Raw genomic sequence first — 22,043 nt, forward strand, 5'->3', positions numbered from 1 at the left:
TCACATACGAGCTTGAGTCCCTTCGCTTCTCCCCTGCATCGGCATTCGCACAGTCATACCCGCCATGCCCCGGCAGGATTCAGCACATCGACGACACACTTCCGCACAATTGGCGAAAACTTCGTCGTCCTCGTAGCGTTCACATTCAATGGCACAAGCATCACAAAGTTCAAAAGAAAGCTCGCACGCCTGATGATGAAATTCCGAGTCCGCGATCATCAACTTGGCTGAGATACTGCACGCGTCCGCGCAGAATTGAAGAAGGGCAATATGCTTGCCGGAAAAGGCCGTCCCCTTTTGTTGCAAACAATAATGAAGAGTTTCAGTACACACTCTAACACTGGCTAAGCAGTTATTAATACACTTGGCCGTGTCGCTATCTTGGATTTGATTCATAGCCATATCGACCTCCTTTTTTCTATTTTCCCTCTGATACGGAAACGAAGAAAGGAATCCGAAGGATTTTGTCAGTTTTCATTCACATCAAAAGTCCATTGTCATTCAGCATGTGTAAGGCCACAGATGAAATTTACGAAATCGCCAAGTGAAATTACAAAACTTTAATTCCCAGGCGATTTTGTAATTTTATTAAGCAGTGTCAAAGCCAGTAGACTTGTCACATGACCAATCAAGTCTATGACGCTTTACTAAATTCAAACGCGGTGATCGAGTTCGACGCTCACGGATTTATCCTTTGGGCAAATCGCAATTACTTGAACATCATGGGATACGAATTAGAAGAAATCGTAGGCCAACACCACTCTATGTTCTTGCCTGAAAACTCGCAGCACGAACTTTCTTATCAACAAATGTGGTATCAACTTGCTCAAGGGCAAACGCAGATCGGTGAATTCAAACGGGTCACAAAAACTAAAAAAGAGGTTTGGATCCAGGGCTCTTACACACCGGTTCGTCATCCTAACGGTCAAGTGATGAAGATCATCAAAATGGTGATCGACATCACCGAGAAAAAACGCCTGGCCGAAAACTTAGAGAAGAAAAATAAAGAACTCGCTTCAACGGCCGAAAAAGCCAAAGCGGCGACCTATGCTAAGTCCGTTTTTCTGGCGAACATGAGCCATGAGATTCGTACGCCATTAAACTCGATCATCGGGATCACAGATACTTTGGCCGAAACGAAGTTGGATAACCAACAAGCTTCCTTCGTTGAGATCCTTCAGCGCGCGAACAATCAGCTGATGACAATCATCAACGACGTTTTGGATCTTTCCAAAGTGGAAGCCGGTGAAATGGAACTAAAGATGCTGCCGTTCCATTTGCAGAAGCTTTTGGATGATCTCACTTCCGTCTTAGGATTCCGTGCAAAAGAAAAGGGCCTGAGGCTAAGCATTGAAGTCGATCCCGACGTGGATTCTTTCTACATTGGGGACGCGGACCGTCTTCGCCAGGTGCTTATGAATCTTTTAAATAACGCGATCAAGTTCACACACGGTGGAGAAATCTCGTTGCGGGTGACTCGCAACCGCACTTCTCGTCCCGGAAACGTTCTTTTCTGCGTAGCGGATACGGGCATTGGAATTTCGCGATCTAAATTCAAAGATATTTTCCAACCATTCACACAGGCCGACCCGACCACCACTCGTCGATACGGAGGGACCGGGCTAGGTCTTTCGATTACGAAAAACATTGTCGAAATGATGCAAGGACAAATCTGGCTTGAAAGTGAAGTGGGTATGGGAAGCGTGTTCTACTTCACCGCGACGCTAAAACCGACTTTGGAAAAGCTCAATAACTTTGCGCAGCTTCCGCAAAAAAGAAAAGAAGAAGATCTTAGAAATAGTTTAACTAAAGAACGCTTAAAAATTCTGATCGTCGATGATGTTGATGATAATCGTGCCTTGTTCGGGATCTATTTACAGAACACGATACATTCAATTTCTTATGCAGAAAGCGGCGTCGATGCGGTTCAGTTGGTTGAAAAAGAACATTTCGACATTATCTTTATGGACGTTCAGATGCCCGAAATGGACGGTTATGAAGCCACTCGCCGCATTCGCGCAATGGAAAGAGAGATGAATCGTCCCGTTACGAAAATCTTTGCTTGTACAGCGAATGCCTTCGCTGAAGACGTTCAAAAAAGTTTGCAAGCCGGATGCGATAAACATTTGTCCAAACCGATCCGCAAAGACACTTTGCTGAAAACAATTCTTGCGACTTTTACAGAGCAGGAAATGGCTTATTAAGGCTCATCTTATCCAAAATGGTCTCTCTGGATAATGAGCCTTTTTCTTCGACCGTATAATAAACCCGCAAGGACGCGGGGTCTTCACTCCAGTGATAAATCATTCCCGCACACATTTTACAGGGCTTATGAGTCGAATACAGAATGGCGTGTGCCGGGATTTTCGAAGCCCTTCTTCGATAAAAACCCTGTAACAGGTTCACTTCGGCATGCAGGGTTTTATTTTTCGAGTTTGCATTCACTCCAAAGCTTAAAAGGTGGCCTTCCGCATCGACGAGAACAGCGGCAATATCCCGGTCATAGTCGTGCAGGATTTCTCCGCGTGGTACCTGTGATGCCAAGGAAAGGGCGGTTTGCCTCAAGGTAATTAAGTTCTCATTCAATGCGCCTCCCGCAAACAGACTTTGAGATCGCGTAAACACCGGTTCTGGCAAGTGGGTCGAAGGCCATACGTTCACTTCGGCTGGACCGATTTCAGAAAACTGCGACTGGACATCCAGGTGGTGGTTGCGCGGGATGATTAAGTCGGTCGCCCTTTTAGCAACAACCTTAATTATTCCACGGCACATTTCCGTGAGCGGGGCCGTCGTAAAAATGCGGTTTCTAAGAATGAAGAAGCTATGATCGACAAAGCGATCGAAGAGGCCCTGAAGAAGCTTAACCACTGCCGATGAAGGCGTGACCGCGTCCTGACTGTAGTGCGCAAAATAAACATGACCATCGTGCTCGACAAAAGCGAGTTCGAAGCCCGGTTTTTTAAGTAAAAATGCTAGGTGTTCTGCCCGATTTTGCGCCAACATAAAGAATTGGTACCATAAAGACGTATTTTTGTCTAAAACCGCCGTACAGGAATCACGCCATGGATATGATCAAGAACCGTCTAGAAAAGAACTACAAAAAGCTGAAAAGCTGGGCCGATCGCAACAAAATCGAGGCTTTTCGTCTTTATGATCGTGATATTCCTGAGTACCCTTTTATCGTCGATATCTACAAAGACTTCTACGTGATCTATGACAAAAGCGATGCGGTTCGCGATAAAGACAAAAATCATCTTCCCCACGTCACAGAAGCCTTAAAGGCTCTTTTTAAAAGCGATGACGAGCATATGGTGATCAAAAAGCGCGAACGTCAGGAAGGCCTTAAGCAATACGAAAAGTTAAGTGAAAAAAGTCAGACTTTTATGGTGCAAGAAAGCCAAGCTGTTCTCAAAGTGAACCTTTATGACTATTTGGACACCGGGCTTTTCCTAGATCACCGCCCTATGCGCCAAAAGGTCTTTAAAACCGCTAAAGACAAAAAGTTTTTGAATCTGTTTTGTTATACAGGGTCGGTCAGTGTTTTTGCCGCCCTTGCGGGCGCCAGAACCACCAGTGTCGACATGTCGCAAACGTATCTGCGCTGGGCTCAAGAGAACTTTAGTTTGAATAAGCTCAATCCAGAAGATCACACGTTTGTGAATGCTGATGTTTTGGAATGGCTGCGCCTGAACCAAAACAACCCTATGTACGACATGATCTTCTTGGATCCGCCAACATTTTCAAACTCCAAAAAAATGGAAGACACTTTTGAGGTGGAGAGAGATCAAGATTTTCTGGTCAATGCCTGCATGAGCCTTCTTTTGCCAGGTGGAGTCCTTTATTTTTCCAACAACAAAAGAAAGTTTAAGCTGTCAGAGCAAATTCAGGCCAAATACACCGTGAAAGATTTGACCGAAGAATCCATACCCCAAGACTTCCACGATAAAAAAATCCACAACTGCTTCGAGATAAAACACAAATAAAACACAATTTTCCTGTCGAAAACCGCTCTGGGCGCAGTTCAGAGCGGACACTGCTTTAGAGCAGAATATCTAGGTTTGACCGCCGTAAATTCTCTGAAGAAAATTCTTGCATGGGGGGTCAAAAGGACCTAGAACCCCCCTTTTCCAAACAAAAATACCAAGTTTCCCTGGGAGGGCACGGAATTGAAAGCTTTAGGTCGCCATATTTTAGTTGAGTTCAGTGGTTGTAACGCCGAGGTTTTGAACGATGTATCGATCATCGAAAAAAGTATGATTGATGCCGCTCAAATTGCTGGAGCTACGGTTATTAATTCGACCTTTCACCATTTCTCTCCCTGGGGTGTGAGTGGTGTGGTGGTGATCCAAGAAAGTCATTTGGCCATCCACACATGGCCGGAATACAGATATGCCGCTGTCGATCTTTTCACATGCGGTGACTCTGTAGACCCTTGGGTTTCTTTTGAGCACTTGAAAAAAGCTTTCCAGGCAAATTACTCGGCGATTGAAATGAATCGTGGTTCTTTGCACGTGATCCAAAAATCAGATTTCCAACCGAAGCACTTGCGCACAGAGCCTTCCTTCGATTTGAAAAAAGGTTTCCAAATCGAACGCAACGTTTGGTTCACGGATAAAGATGAAAACCAGGCTTTGTCTTTGCGCTACACAGGGGATGTGCTATTCGACGAAACAAATCCGTTCCAACGCGTTCGCGTTTTGGATTCTTATTCTCATGGCAAATTCCTTGCTATCAACAACATGGTGATGTGCACAGAGCGTGACGAGTTCCACTATCACGAGATGATTTCTCACCCGGTGATGCAAGCTCACGGAAACGCGAAAAATATTCTAGTCATCGGCGGTGGTGACGGCGGAACGATCCGTGAACTTTTCAAATATGATCAAATTGAAAAAGTAACGATGGTCGAAATCGACGAAGCTGTTGTGCGTGCTTCTAAACAACATCTTCCAAAAATCGCGTCTGAATTCGGTAATCCGAAATTGAATCTTATTATCGGTGACGGCATTCAATTCGTGAAAGACGCGGCAGCAAACTCTTACGATGTGATCATCGTTGACGGTTCGGACCCCGTAGGTCCAGCAAAAGGTCTTTTCACGGCCGATTTCTATAACAACTGCAAAAACGCATTAAAAGAAGGCGGCATCATCATCACACAAGGTGAATCGCCCATGTTCCATGAAGGCACTTTCGTTGAATTGAATTCGTGCTTAAAAGGCATTTTTGGAAAATCCAGCGTCCACACGATGCTTTTCCACGCCACAACGTACCCATCAGGAATGTGGAGCTTGCAAGTCGGTGTAAAAGGAAACTATCACCCTGCGAAAGACTTCAACAAAGACAAAGCGCGCCAATTCTCTTCAGCCAAAGGTCTTAAATACTACAATGAAGAGCTGCACTCTGCTGCGTTCACTTTGCCAACCTTCGTCAGAACGATGCTTGGCGAAAATGCTTAATTAATAGACCGCCTCCTGTTTTCATTATACTTTCATTAGACAACAGGAGGCGTATTAATGTTCAAACTTCCAACACTTCCCTACGCAAAAACTGAATTAGCTCCTTTGTTCAATGAAGAACAAATGAACTATCACTACGACAAACATCACAAAGCTTATTTGGACAACTTGAATAAGATGATGGAAACCGATGCTTCGTTGAAAGGTAAATCTCTTGAAGAGATCGTACTTTCATCTTCTGGCGGCGTATTTAACAACGCAGCTCAGGGCTGGAACCACACATTCTATTGGTTCAACATGGCTCCGCAAGGCAAAGGCGGACAACCTTCTGCAGATCTTGATGCCGCAATCAAACGCGACTTCGGTTCTATGGATGAGTTGAAAGCAAAATTCGTTGATGGCGGTATGAAAACTTTCGGTTCAGGCTGGATCTGGCTCTGCACAGATGCTTCTGGCAAATTGAGCCTAGTATCAACTTCAAACGCACAAGTTCCATTCACAAACAACGGCCCAACTCCATTGATGGTTGCTGACGTTTGGGAACACGCGTACTACGTTGATTACCGCAATCTTCGTCAAAAATACCTTGAGACTTTCTGGAATCAAATCAACTGGAACTTCGTTTCAGAAAACTATGCTTCCAAAAAAGTTCGCGATTTGACGAAATCAATGACGTAGTTTTTTTGCAAAAAAGGAAACTAAAAAAGGCTGCCTAGCGCAGCCTTTTTTTTAGAAGTGCCTGCTTCTTTTTTGTCCTGCGAAGCACAATAAGTAAGACCGCTTCTCTTCCCTCAAGACAAAAATCCAAGCAATCTAGTTTTTCAGCCAGATCCGACGAGGATCCTTTTTGTCGACCGGCCAAGTTTCCCAATCCACACGATAATCGCAAGCCTTCACCAGATTCGAAAGAATAAGAAACGCATCTTCTTTCTGCCAGAAATCATCACGATGCGAAGACTTCGAACGAAGCGCCACCTCAGAAACCAAAGAATAAACCATCCCACTCATAGGCGGAATCAAAAGCCCCATAGTCGATAACACCCCTTGAAGACGAGAAAGCACCGACTTCCCACCCACCGAATGCATCAAAACAAAAACCGCACAAGGCTTCCCCATCAAAGAAGAAGTCCCCTCAAGCTCCGTCATCTCCTCAAGCAATTTCTGCAAAGGACTCCCCCAAGAATCCCAATAAGTCCCCGTAACAAAAACAAATCCATCGGCCGCAGAAATCTTCTTCTTCAAAGAAGCCCCATAAGAAGTCGTCTTTAAATGCACAACTTCCACAGAACAATCCACACCCAATTTCTTAAAACACCTCAAAATCCAAGAACCCCACCGAGCACAATTCCCACCATCCCCAGCCGGACTCCCATTTAAAACCAAAATCTTTTTCATACAAAAAGTATCCCGACTTTACGAACAAACATCAAAAACAAAAAACGCGGCAAAGCCGCCCCAAAAAAAAGCCGCCGTCTGTAGCCCTTCTTCTTTTTCCTATGTCGAAGGAAATTTCTTTTAGGCAGTGGGCTTGGTGCTGACCCGAAGGTCGGCCTTTGCCGGCGCCACGATGGCGCGAACCGAGGCGCAGCCTCGGCGGCAACCGAGCCCGGAAGGCGTGCCGACCGAAGCGCCAGCACCCAACTCTGCTTCCAAAAATAAATTTCCGTCTTCGATCAAAGAAAAAAAGAAGGGCGCCACAGAAAGGGCGCCCATTATGGAGGGATGGGAAAAGGACCGCAATTATGTTGTTTCTCTCATCATCAAGAAACCTCCTTCAGAGTTGCCTCAAAATCTGTTCCGGGGTTGTGGAACAGCGGTTGGTATTCATCAGTAGTAAGAGGAGCTCGGCGAGGTGGGTCTTTAATTTCGATGAAATTAATGACGTCCTTCACCCCGGAGAGCTCCCAAGCTGAGGCATCGGCCATCGCTTTCAGTCGAGGACGGAACACTTCGCCGTAAAGTTTTACGACTCCGTTCATCACATCGATTTCGATATGCTCTCCATCGATCTTGATCATTTCCATCAACTCGGACATCAGGATTTCCGTAATCTCGTCATCCGTCCTATGAAAATCTACTGGAACTACAATTCGATCTTCCACGGCCCAAACGCCTTCGGTGTCAGAGATCGCTTCCAGTGCCGCATTCTTTTTGTATGAGGTATCAACGCAGCCACTGACAATGACTACACCTCCACGGACGACGATATCGAGGTCAGCTTCACTTACTCTCTTATCCCATTTAATTCGTTCACGTAGTTTTTGAGCTAGTTCGCAATCTTCATGGTTTTTCTTAAGAAGAGTATTCATAAGCTGCTCCTTCTGTCTCAGTTCAAATTTCCATTAAGCCACACCGTCTTCCCATGATTCCGGCTGATAGTTCAAAGCCGGGTCACGACGACGGTGCTGAGATTTCAAAGAGGACTGTTTACTTAAGATTACTTTCAAAGCGTCTACGGTGTTAGCTACACATCGCTTAAAGTTCTCATCTGTTTTACGTACTTTGATGACGTTACGGATGTAAGAGGCTTTAAGGATGACCTCACAGATATAGCTGGGCTTACGAGTCTGCGATCGATGTCGATCTGTTTCCACTCGCACTGTGAGATGAGCACCACTATCGTATTTAAAGAAGTCTTCGACTGTACCTTCCACCTTTTCCAACAAATAAGCTTCTAGGTTTTCAGTCTTAGTGATGTCTCTGTAGTAGATGTCTGTTTGCATATCTACCTCCTTCTGCCTTTATTATCGCTAACAACCATGATTTCTTTAAATATATAATTTGGATGACTTAGTTAGTTTAAAACTATATATTTGCAGTACTGCAAAATGGATATTTGAGGGAGTTTCAACACTTACAGAGGCACGTCGTAAAACCAGTTCCAAAACGGCGCCAAGAAATCGTTGTCATCCGGGGGTCCAGTTTTATGTTCAACTACAACCATCTTTATTACTTTTATGTAACAGCTCGTCTGGGTGGCGTCAGTAACGCTGCTAAGTACTTACATATCAGTCAGCCTTCCCTGAGTTCTCAGTTAAAAGTGTTTGAATCTGCCATTGATCAAAAGTTATTCGAAAAAAAAGGTCGCAACTTACAGCTCACTCCTGAAGGAGAAAAAGCTTACGCTTATTCAAAAAAGATATTCGACATCGCCAACGAGTTTGCTGAAAGTCTGCGCTCGCCGACGGAAAAACAAAGTCAGAAAATTCGCATTGGTGTCACTGATCAGGTCGAGCGTCCATTTATCGCAGACCTATTAAGCCCTTTGATTCGAGAAAAAAGACGAAATATTGAGAAAACTTTTTTCGTCAGCTCAGCCCCCTCTGAAATTTTAGTGAATCAATTGCGCAGTGAAGAAATAGATTTGGTTTTAACAAATAAACCTATTTACGCTGAAGATGTGAAAGAACTTGCGTCCGCAAACATGCCCGTCAATTTAATGGTCTCAAGTAAAAATTTGAAAGACATGAAAATCCGCATTTCAAGAAACACTTCTGCGCTGGATTTTTTAAATGCCGTTCCCTGGGGACTGATTATTCCCTCTTACAAAATGAAACTACGCCACGAAACAGATCTTTACTTTCAAGAGATCAAAGGGCGAAAAAAAGTAGTTCTTGAAAGCGATATCATCTCTGTCGTTGGAAGAGCCATCGTGGATGGCGCCGGAGTAGGCTTCATGCCCGTGCCTTATCTCTTGGACGAAGTGAATAACGGGACAATCACTTTGCTAGGGCCCAAGGCAGGCTATTGGAAGCACAGCCTTTACCTTCTGGGTCGCAAAGACGATCATTATGATGATACTGTCGAAGAAGTGAAAAACAGCATTAAGCGGCTGGAAAAATATTAAAGGCACAAAGGAAAACCCTTGTGCCTTTAAGCCCTTTTCGATTTTTGAATAGTTTAGTAAGGTTGGCGAGCTTGGCTATTCGCCAAATCCATCGCCATCACCAAAGCAATTTTCGTATATACAGCTGAATGCTTAAAGTTGGAGGCAGGAGAAATCACATCCTTTGCCGTGTGGATGTTCTGGTTGCTATTTCTAAACGTCGCCTCAAATGGCATCAATGCTGGATACCCTTGACGATTCCAAGAAGCATGGTCACTGCAACCATATCCACACTTGTCGTCAACCACGCGCGCATGCAGATAAGTTTCGTTCATCGCCTTTAGATAATCGCGAAGCCAAGCACTTGTGAAATCCGTCATACTTCCAATTACAAGTTCACCCGAGCCTGGGAATAAGGTCATGTCCAGTTGAAGAACGGCCACGACGTCTTTCTTTTCAGCTTTATATTGTTTTGCAATCTCTGCTGATCCCAAAAGGCCAGACTCTTCGCCGGCATACCAGAAGATTTCGACGGTGCGCTTAGGCTGTTCTTTATTCATCAAAATACGTAAGGCTTCGATCAAATTCGCCGAACCAGAAGCATTGTCGTCAGCTCCAGGAGCGGCTTTATCTCCGCCCCACGATTGATTGATTGAATCAAGATGTCCACCAAGAACAACGATCTCGTTCGGTCTTTCAGAACCTGGCAAACGCACACGAATTGAATTTTGTTTTGTCGAAGTGTGACCGATGATGGAGATCTCATAAGGGATGGTCGCATTTCCTAGCATCGCTTCCAAACGCTGCTTCATTTCATCGACGTGGCGGTTCGGCTGAGGATCCCGATTATTTCTGTTCGGAAAAGAAGAAAGCCATGTCACATAACTGCGAAGGTTGCTTTCGCTGACTTCCGTCAATGCGGCTTCAATCCTTGCGTCTTTAGTCAGTGAAAGAATTTTGAAAGGAGCACGTTCGTAAAGCTCATTTTTTTCCTGAATGTCGGCCAAGCTTTGCAACATTTTATCAAAGCCTTTGGAATGCAACATCACATCCTGGCTAAGATCTTCAAAGCCACCGCACTTACCCACCTGGTGAGCACGCTCTTGAATTCTTTGCTGCATGAGAGGAGTAACAATCGCATAACCCACCTCAATACGCTCATCCTTGGCTAAAACCGGGATGTTCAAAGCTCTTAGGTCTTTCAGATCTGCGAGGATAGGCTTGGTTTCGAAGCTTTCAAGAGGCGCAACATGGGCCGAGGCCGTCGCTGCGACGAATAAAAGTGCCATCGTGGCAGTTTTCATAATTCAATCCTTTGAAAAATAAATTACCGTCACGTAATCGTATCGAATTTGTCCTCAGGTTGGCAAAGACAATTCGCTTATTTTTTCAACATGCAGTAAGGTGCGCCCTATGAATAAAGACATTTTGTTGGTTACACTGAACTCAAGTTACCCCCATAGTTCCTTTGGTTTGCGCTACTTGATGGCGAATCTGGGTGATCTGCAAGACCGTGCACAGATCATGGAGTTCACCATTCAAAAAGATCCACGCGATATCGCCGAGGCATTGCTGCGTCAAAATGCGAAGATCATCGGCCTTGGCGTTTATATCTGGAACGCCCAAGAATCTTTAGAGCTTGTCTCGTTGTTGAAACGAATCAGCCCCGACACCATCGTGGTTCTGGGTGGACCCGAAGTCAGTCACGAATCAGAATCTCAGAAAATCTGTCAGATTGCGGACTTCACCATCAAGGGTGAAGCGGACTTTCTTTTCTATGAGTTCTGCAAAAACGCTTTAGATAATGGAATTCTGCCAGAGACAAAATTCATCTCTGGTGCTCTTCCAGATATCAAAAAGATCAAATCCCCGTATGAACTCTACACTGACGAGGATATTCAGAACCGAGTGATCTATGTGGAAGTTTCACGCGGTTGTCCTTATCGGTGCGAATACTGCCTTTCTTCTCTCGACAAAGCCGTGCGCAGTTTTGAACTGACAGATTTTCTTTCGGAGATGCAAAAGCTTTTGGATCGTGGCGCTCGTCAATTTAAGTTCATTGACCGCACGTTCAATTTAAGCCCCACGACTTGTACGACGATTCTGCAATTCTTTTTGGATCGCATTGATTTAGGCTTGTTCTTGCACTTTGAAATGGTGCCAGATCGTCTGCCATTAGAAATCCGCGACCTTATTAAAAAATTTCCTCCAGGAGCACTTCAGTTTGAGATCGGTATTCAAACTTGGAATCCTGAAGTCGCCCGCTTAGTAAGCCGTCGCAATGACTATGAAAAAGTAAAAGACAATTTCCGCTTTCTGGCGGAAGAAACAGGCGTTCACACGCACGCGGATCTCATCGCGGGGCTACCTGGGGAAGACCTTGAAAGCTTCGCAAAAGGTTTTGATATTCTAGCCTCTTTAAGACCTCATGAAATTCAGGTAGGTATTTTAAAACGCTTAAAGGGAGCTCCGATTGCCCGTCACGATAAAGAGTGGCAAATGGTCTATGCGGACCACCCTCCCTTCCAAATCCTACGTACAAAAAGTATGAACTTCGATACTTTGCAGGTGATGAATCGTTTCGCCAAGTACTGGGATCTTTATGCTAACAGCGGAAGCTTTAAAAACTTCGTCAATGTCCTTCGCGAGAAAGCGCAGGCTCGAGAAGACAAATCCTTTTTCTGGCAGTTCTTTGAATTTAATACGTTTCTTACGCAACGATATGCGCAGTCTTTTGGTATTTCTCAGCTCAGTTTGTTTGAGTCCGCTTACGTCTATCTGAAAGATGAACTTCAATGGCCTGCAGAAGAAGCTAAAGCATTGATTATGGAGGACTATTCTTTAACTGGTAAGACAGATTTGCCGAAGTTCTTAAAGGAGAATGTGCTAAAAAAGACCGGAACTAAAGAGGCGACTTCTGCCATTCCGAAGAGACAACAAAGACACTTGGCTGGGAAGACAGAGACCGTTTCATAAAGAAGCTGGATGCCAGAAGCAGTCCAAAGCCTGAAACGAGTAAAGCGCAACGAATATACATAAACCTCAGCCACTGTGAACGCACCTCCACCCAATCCGACGGAGGTGCGAGCATCTGCCACGAATGAACCGCGCGGTTTAAAGGTAAATTCCCCGTCCAAGTCATCAATAACTCGTCAAGCACGCAAATCAGCGCAAACAAAACTAAAAGAAACTCTAAACACTTCCAGTCGTGACGAATCAAATACAGATTAGCAGCGATGATGAGGGTCACCAGAAAATAAAGAAATGGATTCCACGCCGTGAATGCGGGATCCAAATTTTGATGAAGCTCGATATACGCAGCTGCAGAGAGTTTCTCCATGGCGGGCCCCATTCCCAGCACAAAAGCAAAAGAGCTTCCCGCCATCAGGCCCACCAGCATAAGACTGGTATATCGCAAAAATCCCGAAACGTTCATGCGACACCTATAAACTTCGTGTCAAAGTGTCACAAGTTTCTTTTTTGAAATTAAGAAGTCTTTAATGCTCACGCATCTTCTTGGCGTATCCCGTGTAAGCGATAAGCGGGAGCTTTGTAAATTTGAAACGAAAATCTTTCGGGACAACACCCGTGCGAATAAGCTCAAGCATCGCTTTCTGCGCGAAGACGGGACGTATTCCGCGAATTTGCATAACTTCCAACCCGCTTTCATCTGCCCACTCCCTCATTTGTTCTGGGTCGATAAATAAAGAATACACGTGATAGTCCTTTGGTGTGTTCTTTACAAACCACTCCATGCCCTTAATAACCACCAGCCATGCCAAGGGATTCTTTGCGAACGTATTAAAAAAGAAGAGCCCCCCCGGACGCAGTACGCGGGTCGCTTCCGCGATCACTCGCTGCGGGTCCGACACGTGTTCAAGAAGGTCCATTGCACAGACGACATCGAAACTTTCCTTCGCAAAAGGCACCGAATACACGTCTCCTTGTTGGTAACGGACGGTGTGAGTGACGTCGCGGTCCGCCGCCACCTTCAGACTGGATGTCGAGAGATCAATGCCTTGCACGGAATGCCCTGCCAGAGCCAAGTCATTAGAAAGAAAGCCAGCTCCGCAACCCATATCCAAGATCTCGGCGCGATAACCGATGTTGCGACGAATTTCTTCCAATATCCAAGGCATTTCCACTTTGTGTTGGTTACGCAGTAAAGCGATGGGATCATCTTGCGCCTCATACCAGCGCTCCGCTAAATGATCATAGGCTTCGTTATTGACGATCTCTTTATCGAATTTTGCGAGATCCATGTCCATGCAAGCTCCTCTCGTTGCTTTCAAGCTATCAAAGGGCGCAACTTCCGGGGGAGTGTTGACGAAGTCCAGTGGTAAGAATCACAGGGTTGCCCCAGATTAAAATTCATATAAGATCACATATATGAGTGAATACTTTGAGATCGCCGTTCGATGGGCTTTTGCTATGCAGATGGTCTTTTGGGGACTGAACGGATTCTTTCACTGGATAAAAATTCCACCGGCAAGCCCGGTAATAGATCAGTTCGTCTTAGCCTGTATCGAAACAAAATTCATCATGCCCTCTGTAAAGCTCATTGAAATTATCTTTGGCATTTTCCTTATCATTAATTTTGCTGTTCCACTAAGTTTGGCCGCTTTTGCTCCATTGCTTTTCGTAATTACCGGTTTGCACTTGTTTCACAATACGAAACCCTGGGGCGTTCTTTTCTGTTATACGCTTCCGTATTGTATATTGGTGACGTTGCATAGCGGGTCATTATTACGACTTGTTCACTAAACCTTTCGTAACTTGAGAATGAGTCCACGGCGCGGTTAAACCCTTGCCCACTCATGATAAAACGCACACATCTTCTTTCATTCATTGGCATAACCGGCATGGTTTTGGGACTAGCGTGGTTTTTTTATCTTTCACCTCGTCCTTACAATGCGAATTTCATTCAACCCGACATGAAGCTATACAACAAAGCTCCTTCCACTTTGAATCATCGTGGAACTCCTGAAGGGCTTTACTGGCTCAGCTTTACGACCCCAGCAAGAACTATTGCCTTAGACAAACTCATTCTTCGAACACGCAACTGTGTTCATTCTTTAACGACAACAAAAGGTGATTGGACCCTACCCACGGAACTATCGAAAATCTGTGACAACAAAAAAGGTCTTCCCTTAACAAAGACGGCGACTTTTTTGTCCAGCAAAACGGAATGGCATATCGCGGGGAGCACGCGTGGCGACCTTCACGGCGTGATTTTAGATAAAGACTGGTCAGAACCTAAACTTGCCGGGGGATTGGCCTTTTTTATTTTGAGCTTGGGTGTTTTGCTTTACGCTCTTATTCCGGCAGACGATAGTTCTGAGCGCATGGCCGTCGTGTTCGCGCTGTGTGGAGCATTCATCCTTCGCTTCTGGTTTGTATTCATCACATATCCGCCCGAGCTCAGCCTTTTTTCTGATATGTCGGCCTATTTTCAGAGGGCCTGGGAGATTTCACGAAACTCATTTAATGCCGCCCAACTTTTTCAACCCATTGGCTTTACTTTATGGTCGCAATGGATTCGTGACTTAGGGGGCTTTGAACTTTTCAATTGGACTCAAGTGTTTCTGTCTTGGGGTATCGTTGTATTGATCTATCTCATGGTGCGCGAGCGCTTCGGAAGATTGGCGGGATTCATCAGTCTTTTCTTTGCGGCAATTCATATTCCCCAAGCAGCCATGGCCTCACTGCATCTTGCGGAAAATGCGTATGCGTTTCTGATCACGCTTTCCCTTTGGTTTATATTAAAAGCATTAAAGAATGAAAAAGAGAGCGGCTACTTTATCGTCGGCTTCCTTTTAATGACGGCTTTTTATTTTAAGGGCAATCACGCCTTCTTTTTACCAGCGTTTTCATTATGGTTGATCTTCCGTGATCGAAAGAATTTACGCCAAGGAATCTCTAAAGTTTTTGCGCTGGGGTTAGGGTGCCTGCTTATTGCCATTCCTCACCTAATTTGGACGAAAGCGCATTACGGTAAAGCGTATATGGGACCAACAGCAGGGGCATTAAATTTCGTCGAGGGAAAATGTCCTTCTAAAGACAATCAAGACTCTCAAGGCAGTCGTTGGATGTCGCCACTATTCACCGTGACCGGCGAAAGAACTTTCAAACAATGGCCTCGTCCGTTCACCGATCAGAAATACTTTTGGAATGAAGGTTTCAAATGTGTGCGCGAAAACCCAGCGGTCCTCGCGGAAAGTTTTCGCTTTGTTTACTATTTATTTGCAGGAAACATGTTATGGCCTGTGGGGGAAACGCCGATGCGTTCGCTTTTCCTTGATTGGGAGGAGTTCTTTCATTTCTTTCTTCTTCCTCTTACCGTGATAGGGGCCCTGGCTTATGCAAGAAAGAACGACGACTATTCAAAAATAGCCGCTCTTCTGATGTTGACGTTATTTTTCACGGTGTGGTTCTTCAAATCTGAAAACAGATTTCGGGTTCCTTTTGATGCCGTCCTGATCATATGGGCATCCGCGGGACTGTCTTGGGTTTTTGAGAAAGTCAAAGCCCTCTTCCCCGCACGCGGTCGCGAGCTTGGAGAAGTTTACGAAGGACGCGGAATTTGACGTTTGCTCGGGCGTTGTGTTTTGTTGCGCTTTAAATAACGGCCAAACTGCTTCATCACCCATAGGTGAAAGTAAGCTTGCGTCCAGCGATACACATACCAAGGCATGCGCGGCACAAAGTCATGAATAGCCGCGATCACAGCCTTGCCACCTAGAATCTCTCTGAACTCCAACCGTCCCCGTTCAGTTTTTGCAGCTAATAATCCCCCGCGCACATAAAAAAGCTGACGGTGAGACCAACTTCTTTCGGGCGCATACTCCAAAACTAAAAGCTTGGTATCTGGAAAGCGCCAGCGAAAATACACCCAACGACCTTCAACATCCACTTTTAGAAATGCGGGTAACGTCGGTAAAAAGTCTAAGTAAGCATGTGCGACCGCTTCTGCCGTTTTTCCTGGGGGCAACGGCAGGCGCTGAACAGAACGAACGACATGTTTGCCTACTTCTGTTCCTTTGAAAGCCAAAGGCTTTTTATGAGGGTCATAGTCAACCAGTGCTTCTTTTAAAGCCGTATCGACATCAGCAAACTGGTGATTTGGAATGTGCAGGGCTCGCTTCGGATCAATCAGTAAATCTATCCGAAGCCCCTTAACTAAAGGTGACACCAAGGACCAAGGAGCCTGAGTAATCAAGCACACCCACAATGTCGAAATTTGGGGAGTCAGCAATGGAAAACGAAACAGTGAACGCTTCAATCCCATTTGATCAGCAATTTTAGCCATCATATCGCGATAGCTGATGGCGGTCCCACCAATATCAAAAACTTTATTATAAGTATCACCATTTTCCGCACAATAAAGAATGCTTTGAACCACATCCTTAAGTGCGACTGGCTGACTTAAAGTATTCGTCCATGACGGACAGATCATCATCGGCAATCGAGACACTAGGCGCGCCATGATTTGAAAAGAAGATCCCTCGGGCCCAAGAATAATGGCTGCACGCAAGACCGTAGCCGGAATGGTGCTGTTTTTAAAAACCTCTTCCACCTCCCAACGGCTTCTTAAATGTCGCGACAAATCGGGTGCATTGTCGGGTCGCATGCCTCCAAGATAAATGATCTGTTTTACATGATTCTTTTCTGCGGCACGCACGAAGTTATCCGCGACAATCAAATCAAAATCATCAAATGTCCCTTGAGTCAGATGGGCGGAAGGACGCATGGAGTGAACTAAATAAACAGCGACGTCCACATCCTTTAAAGCTTTTTCCGCGTCTAATAAGCTAAAAAGATCACAAGCGCGCCATTCGACTTCGCTATCTGATTTTGCTTTTTTTGAAGAACGGCTCAGAGCAATAACTTCGTGATTTTTTTTAAGCTCCTTAATGAGAGCTTTCCCCACAAATCCACTGGCTCCAGCAACGGCGATTTTCATTTAAAAAAACTCCTTCTGACCTAAAGCCAGCACCTTGACAAATTTTTTTTCGAACACAGGGGCGCTAGGATTTTTATTTTAAGGACTTTCCTTGCCTTGACAAGAAAATCTCCAATCCCATGTTTGAAATGTAAGAACTCAAAGACTCTTAAAGGAGGTATTTATGAGAACACTCACACCCTATATGACAAATCGCAGACCTTTTGCCACAGATCTTTTTGACGAAGTGGAGCGCATGTTTGAAAGCTTTGCTGCTCCGGCAAACACGAATTCTGAGCGTCGTTTCACACCTGCGTTTGAAGTCTCTGAAACAGAAGATCATTACTTATTAGGTGTCGATTTGCCTGGAATTAAAAAAGAAGATCTTAAAATTGAGTTGAACGACAACGTTCTAAGTATCTCGGGCGAAAGAAAACGCGGCAATAGCGCGGAATCTTTCACAAAGAGATTCACTTTGCCAAAAACCGTAGACGTCGAAAAAATCGAGGCGAACTACGAAGATGGCGTACTCAATATGTATTTACCTAAAGCAGCTGCCGCGAAACCTCGCAGCATCGAAATTCAGTCTAAATCCGGTGGCTTTTTTGAAAAGCTGATCGGCTCTAAAAAAGTGGGTGAGGACACATCCTCCGCGAACTCAGCTCACTAATCCCTCTTCCCTAGGGCTCGGCTCCCCGCCGGGCCCTCCCTATTTTGACATCCCCTCCCCCTTCCCTTAGACTGAGATCATGAATTATCAAGCGATCATCGATTTTTGGTTCGAAGAAATTGATCCCAGTCTGTGGTTTATGAAAGACGATCTATTTGATCAGCAAATTCGCCGTCGCTTTTATGATGTGTTTGAAGATGCCGTCGCCGGAAAAACTCAAGCCTGGCGAGGCACCCCTGAAGGACGACTGGCAGAAATCATAGTCCTTGATCAATTTTCCAGAAATCTTTTTCGCGACTCTTCACGAGCATTTGCCCAAGATGAGCTGGCATTACACCTAGCAAAAGAGGCTGTAAGAGTGGGTGACGATCAACGCCTTCCGATCGTGCAACGACATTTCTTTTACATGCCCTACATGCACAGTGAAGACCTCAAGACTCACGAGGAAGCTGTAAAACTTTTTTCACAGAAAGGTTTAGAGAACGGTCTTAAGTTCGAATTGATGCATAAAAAAATCATTGAAACCTACGGCCGCTACCCGCACCGGAATAAGGCTCTTGGCCGCATTTCAACTCCGGAAGAGCTTGAGTTTCTCAAGCAGCCGGGCTCCTCATTCTAAAAGGCGGTTGCCCTGTTTGTGACAAACCGTCATACTGATCTACAAGGGGTCTGTTTTGGATAAAAAGAAATTGGTAGAAGCCATTCGTACACAGCTTGAAAACGATTTGTCCGTTGCCAAACAGGCCGCGCTGGCCACTTATGAAGCCGCCACTCACGAAGAAAGCAAGCCTGAAAATGAATACGACACTCGTGGTTTGGAAGCTTCTTATCTTGCAGGAGCTCAAGCAAAAAGAATCTCTGAGATTGAAGAGCTTTTAGTTATTCTTAAACATTTGGACGTCAAAACCTTCGGCGCCAATGATAAAATCAACTCTACCGCCCTGGTCGAAGTTGAATTCAATGGCAAACACAGTTTCTTCTTTATCGTCGTCAAGGGTGGTGGAGTGAATGTTCAGTTTGAAGGGCGCACAGTTCAGATTGTTACACCCAGCAGTCCGTTAGGAGAAGCACTTCAGGATCTTCGCAAAGGAGATATCGCCGTTGTCGAAAACGGCGATCAAGTGCGCGAATACGAGATCATCAATATTTGGTAGGCGCTGGAATTTTACTTAATTCCGCCATGACCGATTTTGCCTTTTTTATACGAACGGCTTTCCAGTCCTTTCCAGCCGTGCCCGCAGATAAGTCCGTCAGGAACGCCCACTCGGGGTGAACTTTCTCTGGATTTTCCATCTCTTGAAGCCACAGTTTCGCGAAAGCAGCGAAGTTTGTCTTTTTGCCTTGAATCCAAATTTCTCGAGACAGCTCTTGCGCCAGCGCACCGAAACGGAATTTTCCGTTCGTGATTTCCTGAAGAGCCTTTAGAACTTTAGCATCGCGATTTTTGTACAAGCCAAATAGCAACGGGGTCTTTCCGTCAATTTTTGCGGGAAACTTTTCAGCGATCATTTTATGGCCAATAATGGAAGGCCCCGGAACCTTTCCCGTTTTCAAATACTGGCGGACACGATCTAACACGACTCCCTTTCGATCCAGCTCATTTGTTTTTTGAACCTCGCCTTTTTTATACTCTGCATGGATGTTTAAAGGAAGACCATGCAAACGACAGAACTTCTTTATCTCTTGCATATTCAGATAGTTGAGGTCTGCCAAAAGTTCTTTTTGCTGCGTCTGTGTCAGATGAGAAATCAATGAGCCCAATGCCGATCCTTGCTGTTTTAAAAATCTTAGCATAGGATCCAGATCCATGGGAAATGCAATTCAAGACGTCGTTATCATCACTACCGGTGGAACTATCGAAAAAACTTACAACGAGTTCGATGGCTCACTTGAGAATCGCGGAACAAGTATCCGCAACCGTATTCTTTCGAAGATGCGTCTTCCCTACACGAACATCATGGTCTATCCACTTTTAAGCAAAGATTCTTTATATATGACGGACGCGGATCGCGCTTTGATCTCTGCGACGATAAAAGATCAAATGCAACGCGGATGTCCTATCGTTGTTCTGCATGGAACGGACACAATGAGTGTCACCGCCGAACATTGCTATCAAGTGCTAGGGACTCCCGCGGTGCCAGTAGTTTTCACCGGCGCGATGATTCCAATGGGTTTTGAAGATAGCGATGCCGCTCAAAATGTTACTGAAGCCTTGCTTACCGCTAAGCTCATGCAGCCTGGTTTTTATATTTCATTCCACAACCAGGTGTTCACGGTTCCTCATGTTCGTAAGAATAGAGAAAAAGGAACTTTCGAAAGTTTCTAGTCTTAAAATCTCATTTTGAGTCTCACGGTATCTAGGAAAACTCCGAGAAGAAGTCTTTAGACTTATCGAGGAGTGCAGCTTGAAATTCTTACCCTTAATTTTAGCAACCGGTCTTCTTCTTGCCTCGTGCACTCACTTTCAGACCAAAGTCCAGCCGCAAGTTTCCTACGACACCCTAGCGCCGTTACACCTTAGTGAAGAACGTATTCCGGCGGCGGAAGAAATGAACTGGTGGGCCGCCAATGCCTCCCAAGTTGAAAATGCCACTTGTCGCGCAAAGCTTCCGACGGCAACAAAAGACATTCTAAATTATTATGCAAAAAAGCCTATGGGCCCTGGATATGAAGGTGGCCACGTCTACATCGGTGGGATTCTTCTTGAGGATGAACGCCCCGAGCTTGTTCTCGCCTTAGCGAAGCTTTTATCTCCTGCCCGAGATCAATCCATCGAAGGAACTCCCAAAAACTTTCAGGAAGCTTTCAACGTCAACCCTGAATGTAAAAAAGCGATGTGCGCCGCTCAAAAAATCTTCGGCGCCGCCGTAGGTCCGCAAATGATGTATTTGATGGAGCAATTCGATGTGAATACATCTCGCTACTCTTTCAAAAATGCAGATGCCTTTAGCTCTACCGAGATTGCCGATGTCATTCGAGTTTTTGAATTGATTCGTCCCGAGCAAATACCGTTTCAGCCGAATAAACAGCTCATCAAATTCAAGCGCGGCTACACCCGAGCCGCTTACGGCAGTGACGGTGATACGGTATTAGCCAATGCCTCTATCGAACTCTTTGACAGTTGGTCACGTCAATCTTCTATCATGCGCCAGTACACACTTTATCACGAGGTCGCTCACAACTATTCGGACAACCACTTTTCGGATTACGACAGATCTAACGCCTGGTTGGCGCTCAGCAATTGGAAAGAAAATACGAATGGAGAGTTTGAAGCGCAAAAAAGAAAGGCACAACAAGGTCACCCCTTTGTTTCTCGCTACGGCGAAACAAATCCCTTTGAAGACTTTGCTGAAAGTGTGACGGCATATCGTTTTAATCCGGCACTTCTTAAAAAAGCATCACCAGATAAATACAACCTCATTAAGCTTTTGGTTTTTGACGGATTGGAATTTACTTCGAATGCTGCGTGCTCACAACCCACGTTGAAAACCCAGTACCAAAAACAAGTGGACGCCGGAGTTTCATTCTCTCACGAACAAAAAGAGGCCATTAAAAATTCATGTCGCCAAAGCTATTATCAAAGCATCGTAGGACGCTCTCCGGTCAGTTTCTTTGCCAATTGCGTAGACTACGAAGCCACCCAAGTTTGGCAGAAGCAAAACATCAATAAGTTTCCGGGTCTTGTGCCACAATCTCTTTACGACGAAAAACTACGTATCAGTAACTTGAAATTCAAGGGTCTAAAAAAAGAGCTCGTACAAGAATTAGCTCCAGAAGCGGCGGATTGGATTTTAGAAGTCGTGAAGATTTATACTTATCGCATGAAGCCCGAAATGACCAACAGCGAATACTGTGACGTCTGGGCCGAAATAAAAAACCGCGTTTATCCAAGCATCAACATCCAAAGTGAATGGCGTCGTAACAGCTATCTCATTGTCAGAGATTATTCCCCGAACGAAGGGGCCGCTCGCGGATTGTGTTTGGATTTAGTACAAGGTTTCACGCCGAGGTCTAAATCCACTGTGAGCAGCATCAAATCCTGGGTGAAAGAAAAGGCCCTGATCGAAAGCCAAGAGCCTTTGCAAGAGCGAGGGATCACTCGCGACACTTTACTTAAATATATTTTAGATCGAACGGATCTAAAATAAA

23 protein-coding genes are annotated in these 22,043 nt (G+C 45.1%); 13 read left to right on the forward strand and 10 right to left on the reverse strand.

Features of this window, described 5'->3' with window-relative positions:
* On the reverse strand, window positions 1-402 hold the full coding sequence (locus tag AZI87_RS05380) for a four-helix bundle copper-binding protein (RefSeq protein WP_063205361.1): 402 nt from the start codon (window positions 400-402) through the stop codon (window positions 1-3).
* 218 nt (window positions 403-620) lie between these two features.
* On the opposite strand from AZI87_RS05380, the gene AZI87_RS05385 reads away from it, so the two are divergent.
* A complete protein-coding gene (locus AZI87_RS05385; RefSeq protein ID WP_063205362.1) occupies window positions 621-2,204 on the forward strand; it encodes a PAS domain-containing hybrid sensor histidine kinase/response regulator in 1,584 nt (527 codons plus the stop codon).
* Here the strand turns inward: AZI87_RS05385 and AZI87_RS05390 are convergent.
* On the reverse strand, window positions 2,179-3,003 hold the full coding sequence (locus tag AZI87_RS05390; protein WP_063205363.1) for a Bd3614 family nucleic acid deaminase: 825 nt from the start codon (window positions 3,001-3,003) through the stop codon (window positions 2,179-2,181). The genes AZI87_RS05385 and AZI87_RS05390 overlap by 26 nt on opposite strands.
* A gap of 59 nt (window positions 3,004-3,062) precedes the next feature.
* Between AZI87_RS05390 and AZI87_RS05395 the strand changes: the two genes are divergently transcribed.
* From AZI87_RS05395 to AZI87_RS05405, 3 genes are all read left to right on the forward strand, one after another.
* On the forward strand, window positions 3,063-3,983 hold the full coding sequence (locus tag AZI87_RS05395; RefSeq protein ID WP_063205364.1) for a class I SAM-dependent methyltransferase: 921 nt from the start codon (window positions 3,063-3,065) through the stop codon (window positions 3,981-3,983).
* Window positions 3,984-4,166: 183 nt separating this feature from the next.
* Window positions 4,167-5,456 carry a polyamine aminopropyltransferase gene (gene speE / locus AZI87_RS05400; RefSeq protein ID WP_063205365.1) on the forward strand — a complete coding sequence of 430 codons (1,290 nt, stop codon included), beginning with the start codon at window positions 4,167-4,169 and terminating at the stop codon, window positions 5,454-5,456.
* Window positions 5,457-5,513: 57 nt separating this feature from the next.
* On the forward strand, window positions 5,514-6,134 hold the full coding sequence (locus AZI87_RS05405; protein WP_063205366.1) for a superoxide dismutase: 621 nt from the start codon (window positions 5,514-5,516) through the stop codon (window positions 6,132-6,134).
* A 135-nt stretch (window positions 6,135-6,269) separates the two neighbouring features.
* Here AZI87_RS05405 and AZI87_RS05410 read toward each other — a convergent pair whose 3' ends face one another.
* The 3 genes from AZI87_RS05410 to AZI87_RS05425 all read right to left on the reverse strand — a co-directional run bounded on the left by AZI87_RS05410 (window position 6,270) and on the right by AZI87_RS05425 (window position 8,179).
* Window positions 6,270-6,851, reverse strand: a complete 582-nt coding sequence (locus AZI87_RS05410; protein WP_063205367.1) for a flavodoxin family protein — start codon at window positions 6,849-6,851, stop codon at window positions 6,270-6,272.
* Window positions 6,852-7,216: 365 nt separating this feature from the next.
* Window positions 7,217-7,765: a BON domain-containing protein gene (locus AZI87_RS05420; protein ID WP_063205369.1), complete on the reverse strand. Its 549-nt coding sequence runs from the start codon at window positions 7,763-7,765 to the stop codon at window positions 7,217-7,219.
* Between the two features lie 33 nt (window positions 7,766-7,798).
* Window positions 7,799-8,179 carry an HPF/RaiA family ribosome-associated protein gene (locus AZI87_RS05425; protein WP_063205370.1) on the reverse strand — a complete coding sequence of 127 codons (381 nt, stop codon included), beginning with the start codon at window positions 8,177-8,179 and terminating at the stop codon, window positions 7,799-7,801.
* A gap of 203 nt (window positions 8,180-8,382) precedes the next feature.
* Between AZI87_RS05425 and AZI87_RS05430 the strand changes: the two genes are divergently transcribed.
* On the forward strand, window positions 8,383-9,303 hold the full coding sequence (locus tag AZI87_RS05430; protein ID WP_063205371.1) for a LysR family transcriptional regulator: 921 nt from the start codon (window positions 8,383-8,385) through the stop codon (window positions 9,301-9,303).
* A gap of 53 nt (window positions 9,304-9,356) precedes the next feature.
* Here the strand turns inward: AZI87_RS05430 and AZI87_RS05435 are convergent, their stop codons facing one another.
* Window positions 9,357-10,586, reverse strand: coding sequence for a M20/M25/M40 family metallo-hydrolase (locus tag AZI87_RS05435; protein WP_081112136.1), 1,230 nt, complete (start codon window positions 10,584-10,586; stop codon window positions 9,357-9,359).
* 109 nt (window positions 10,587-10,695) lie between these two features.
* Here AZI87_RS05435 and AZI87_RS05440 point away from each other — a divergent pair, with 109 nt between their 5' ends.
* Window positions 10,696-12,258 (forward strand): B12-binding domain-containing radical SAM protein, encoded by a 1,563-nt coding sequence (locus AZI87_RS05440; protein ID WP_063205373.1) that lies wholly within the window; start codon window positions 10,696-10,698, stop codon window positions 12,256-12,258.
* On the opposite strand, the gene AZI87_RS17970 is transcribed toward AZI87_RS05440, so the two are convergent.
* Complete coding sequence (locus AZI87_RS17970; RefSeq protein ID WP_081112137.1) at window positions 12,185-12,718, reverse strand: DUF1772 domain-containing protein; 534 nt, start codon at window positions 12,716-12,718, stop codon at window positions 12,185-12,187. The genes AZI87_RS05440 and AZI87_RS17970 overlap by 74 nt on opposite strands.
* Before the next feature lie 61 nt (window positions 12,719-12,779).
* Window positions 12,780-13,550, reverse strand: a complete 771-nt coding sequence (gene ubiG, locus AZI87_RS05445; protein ID WP_253696494.1) for a bifunctional 2-polyprenyl-6-hydroxyphenol methylase/3-demethylubiquinol 3-O-methyltransferase UbiG — start codon at window positions 13,548-13,550, stop codon at window positions 12,780-12,782.
* 121 nt (window positions 13,551-13,671) lie between these two features.
* Between ubiG and AZI87_RS05450 the strand changes: the two genes are divergently transcribed.
* The gene (locus tag AZI87_RS05450; protein ID WP_063205374.1) at window positions 13,672-14,046 is read left to right on the forward strand and encodes a hypothetical protein; all 375 of its coding nucleotides are present in this window, start codon (window positions 13,672-13,674) and stop codon (window positions 14,044-14,046) included.
* 53 nt (window positions 14,047-14,099) lie between these two features.
* Window positions 14,100-15,869: a glycosyltransferase family 39 protein gene (locus AZI87_RS05455; protein ID WP_063205375.1), complete on the forward strand. Its 1,770-nt coding sequence runs from the start codon at window positions 14,100-14,102 to the stop codon at window positions 15,867-15,869.
* On the opposite strand, the gene AZI87_RS05460 is transcribed toward AZI87_RS05455, so the two are convergent.
* Window positions 15,848-17,245 (reverse strand): NAD(P)H-binding protein, encoded by a 1,398-nt coding sequence (locus tag AZI87_RS05460; protein WP_063205376.1) that lies wholly within the window; start codon window positions 17,243-17,245, stop codon window positions 15,848-15,850. The two genes, AZI87_RS05455 and AZI87_RS05460, sit on opposite strands and share 22 nt — an antisense overlap.
* Before the next feature lie 163 nt (window positions 17,246-17,408).
* Here AZI87_RS05460 and AZI87_RS05465 point away from each other — a divergent pair, with 163 nt between their 5' ends.
* The 3 genes from AZI87_RS05465 to AZI87_RS05475 all read left to right on the forward strand — a co-directional run bounded on the left by AZI87_RS05465 (window position 17,409) and on the right by AZI87_RS05475 (window position 19,048).
* On the forward strand, window positions 17,409-17,894 hold the full coding sequence (locus tag AZI87_RS05465; RefSeq protein ID WP_063205377.1) for an Hsp20/alpha crystallin family protein: 486 nt from the start codon (window positions 17,409-17,411) through the stop codon (window positions 17,892-17,894).
* Window positions 17,895-17,973: 79 nt separating this feature from the next.
* Complete coding sequence (locus AZI87_RS05470) at window positions 17,974-18,513, forward strand: DUF924 family protein (RefSeq protein WP_063205378.1); 540 nt, start codon at window positions 17,974-17,976, stop codon at window positions 18,511-18,513.
* A gap of 55 nt (window positions 18,514-18,568) precedes the next feature.
* Window positions 18,569-19,048 carry a GreA/GreB family elongation factor gene (locus AZI87_RS05475; RefSeq protein ID WP_063205379.1) on the forward strand — a complete coding sequence of 160 codons (480 nt, stop codon included), beginning with the start codon at window positions 18,569-18,571 and terminating at the stop codon, window positions 19,046-19,048.
* Here AZI87_RS05475 and AZI87_RS05480 read toward each other — a convergent pair.
* Window positions 19,035-19,703 (reverse strand): hypothetical protein, encoded by a 669-nt coding sequence (locus tag AZI87_RS05480; protein WP_063205380.1) that lies wholly within the window; start codon window positions 19,701-19,703, stop codon window positions 19,035-19,037. The two genes, AZI87_RS05475 and AZI87_RS05480, sit on opposite strands and share 14 nt — an antisense overlap.
* Between AZI87_RS05480 and AZI87_RS05485 the strand changes: the two genes are divergently transcribed.
* Complete coding sequence (locus tag AZI87_RS05485; RefSeq protein WP_063205381.1) at window positions 19,702-20,220, forward strand: asparaginase domain-containing protein; 519 nt, start codon at window positions 19,702-19,704, stop codon at window positions 20,218-20,220. The two genes, AZI87_RS05480 and AZI87_RS05485, sit on opposite strands and share 2 nt — an antisense overlap.
* 79 nt (window positions 20,221-20,299) lie before the next feature.
* Complete coding sequence (locus AZI87_RS05490) at window positions 20,300-22,042, forward strand: hypothetical protein (RefSeq protein ID WP_063205382.1); 1,743 nt, start codon at window positions 20,300-20,302, stop codon at window positions 22,040-22,042.
* Window position 22,043 lies beyond the last annotated feature (1 nt).

It is taken from the genome of Bdellovibrio bacteriovorus (assembly GCF_001592745.1).
Classification (GTDB): domain Bacteria; phylum Bdellovibrionota; class Bdellovibrionia; order Bdellovibrionales; family Bdellovibrionaceae; genus Bdellovibrio; species Bdellovibrio bacteriovorus_B.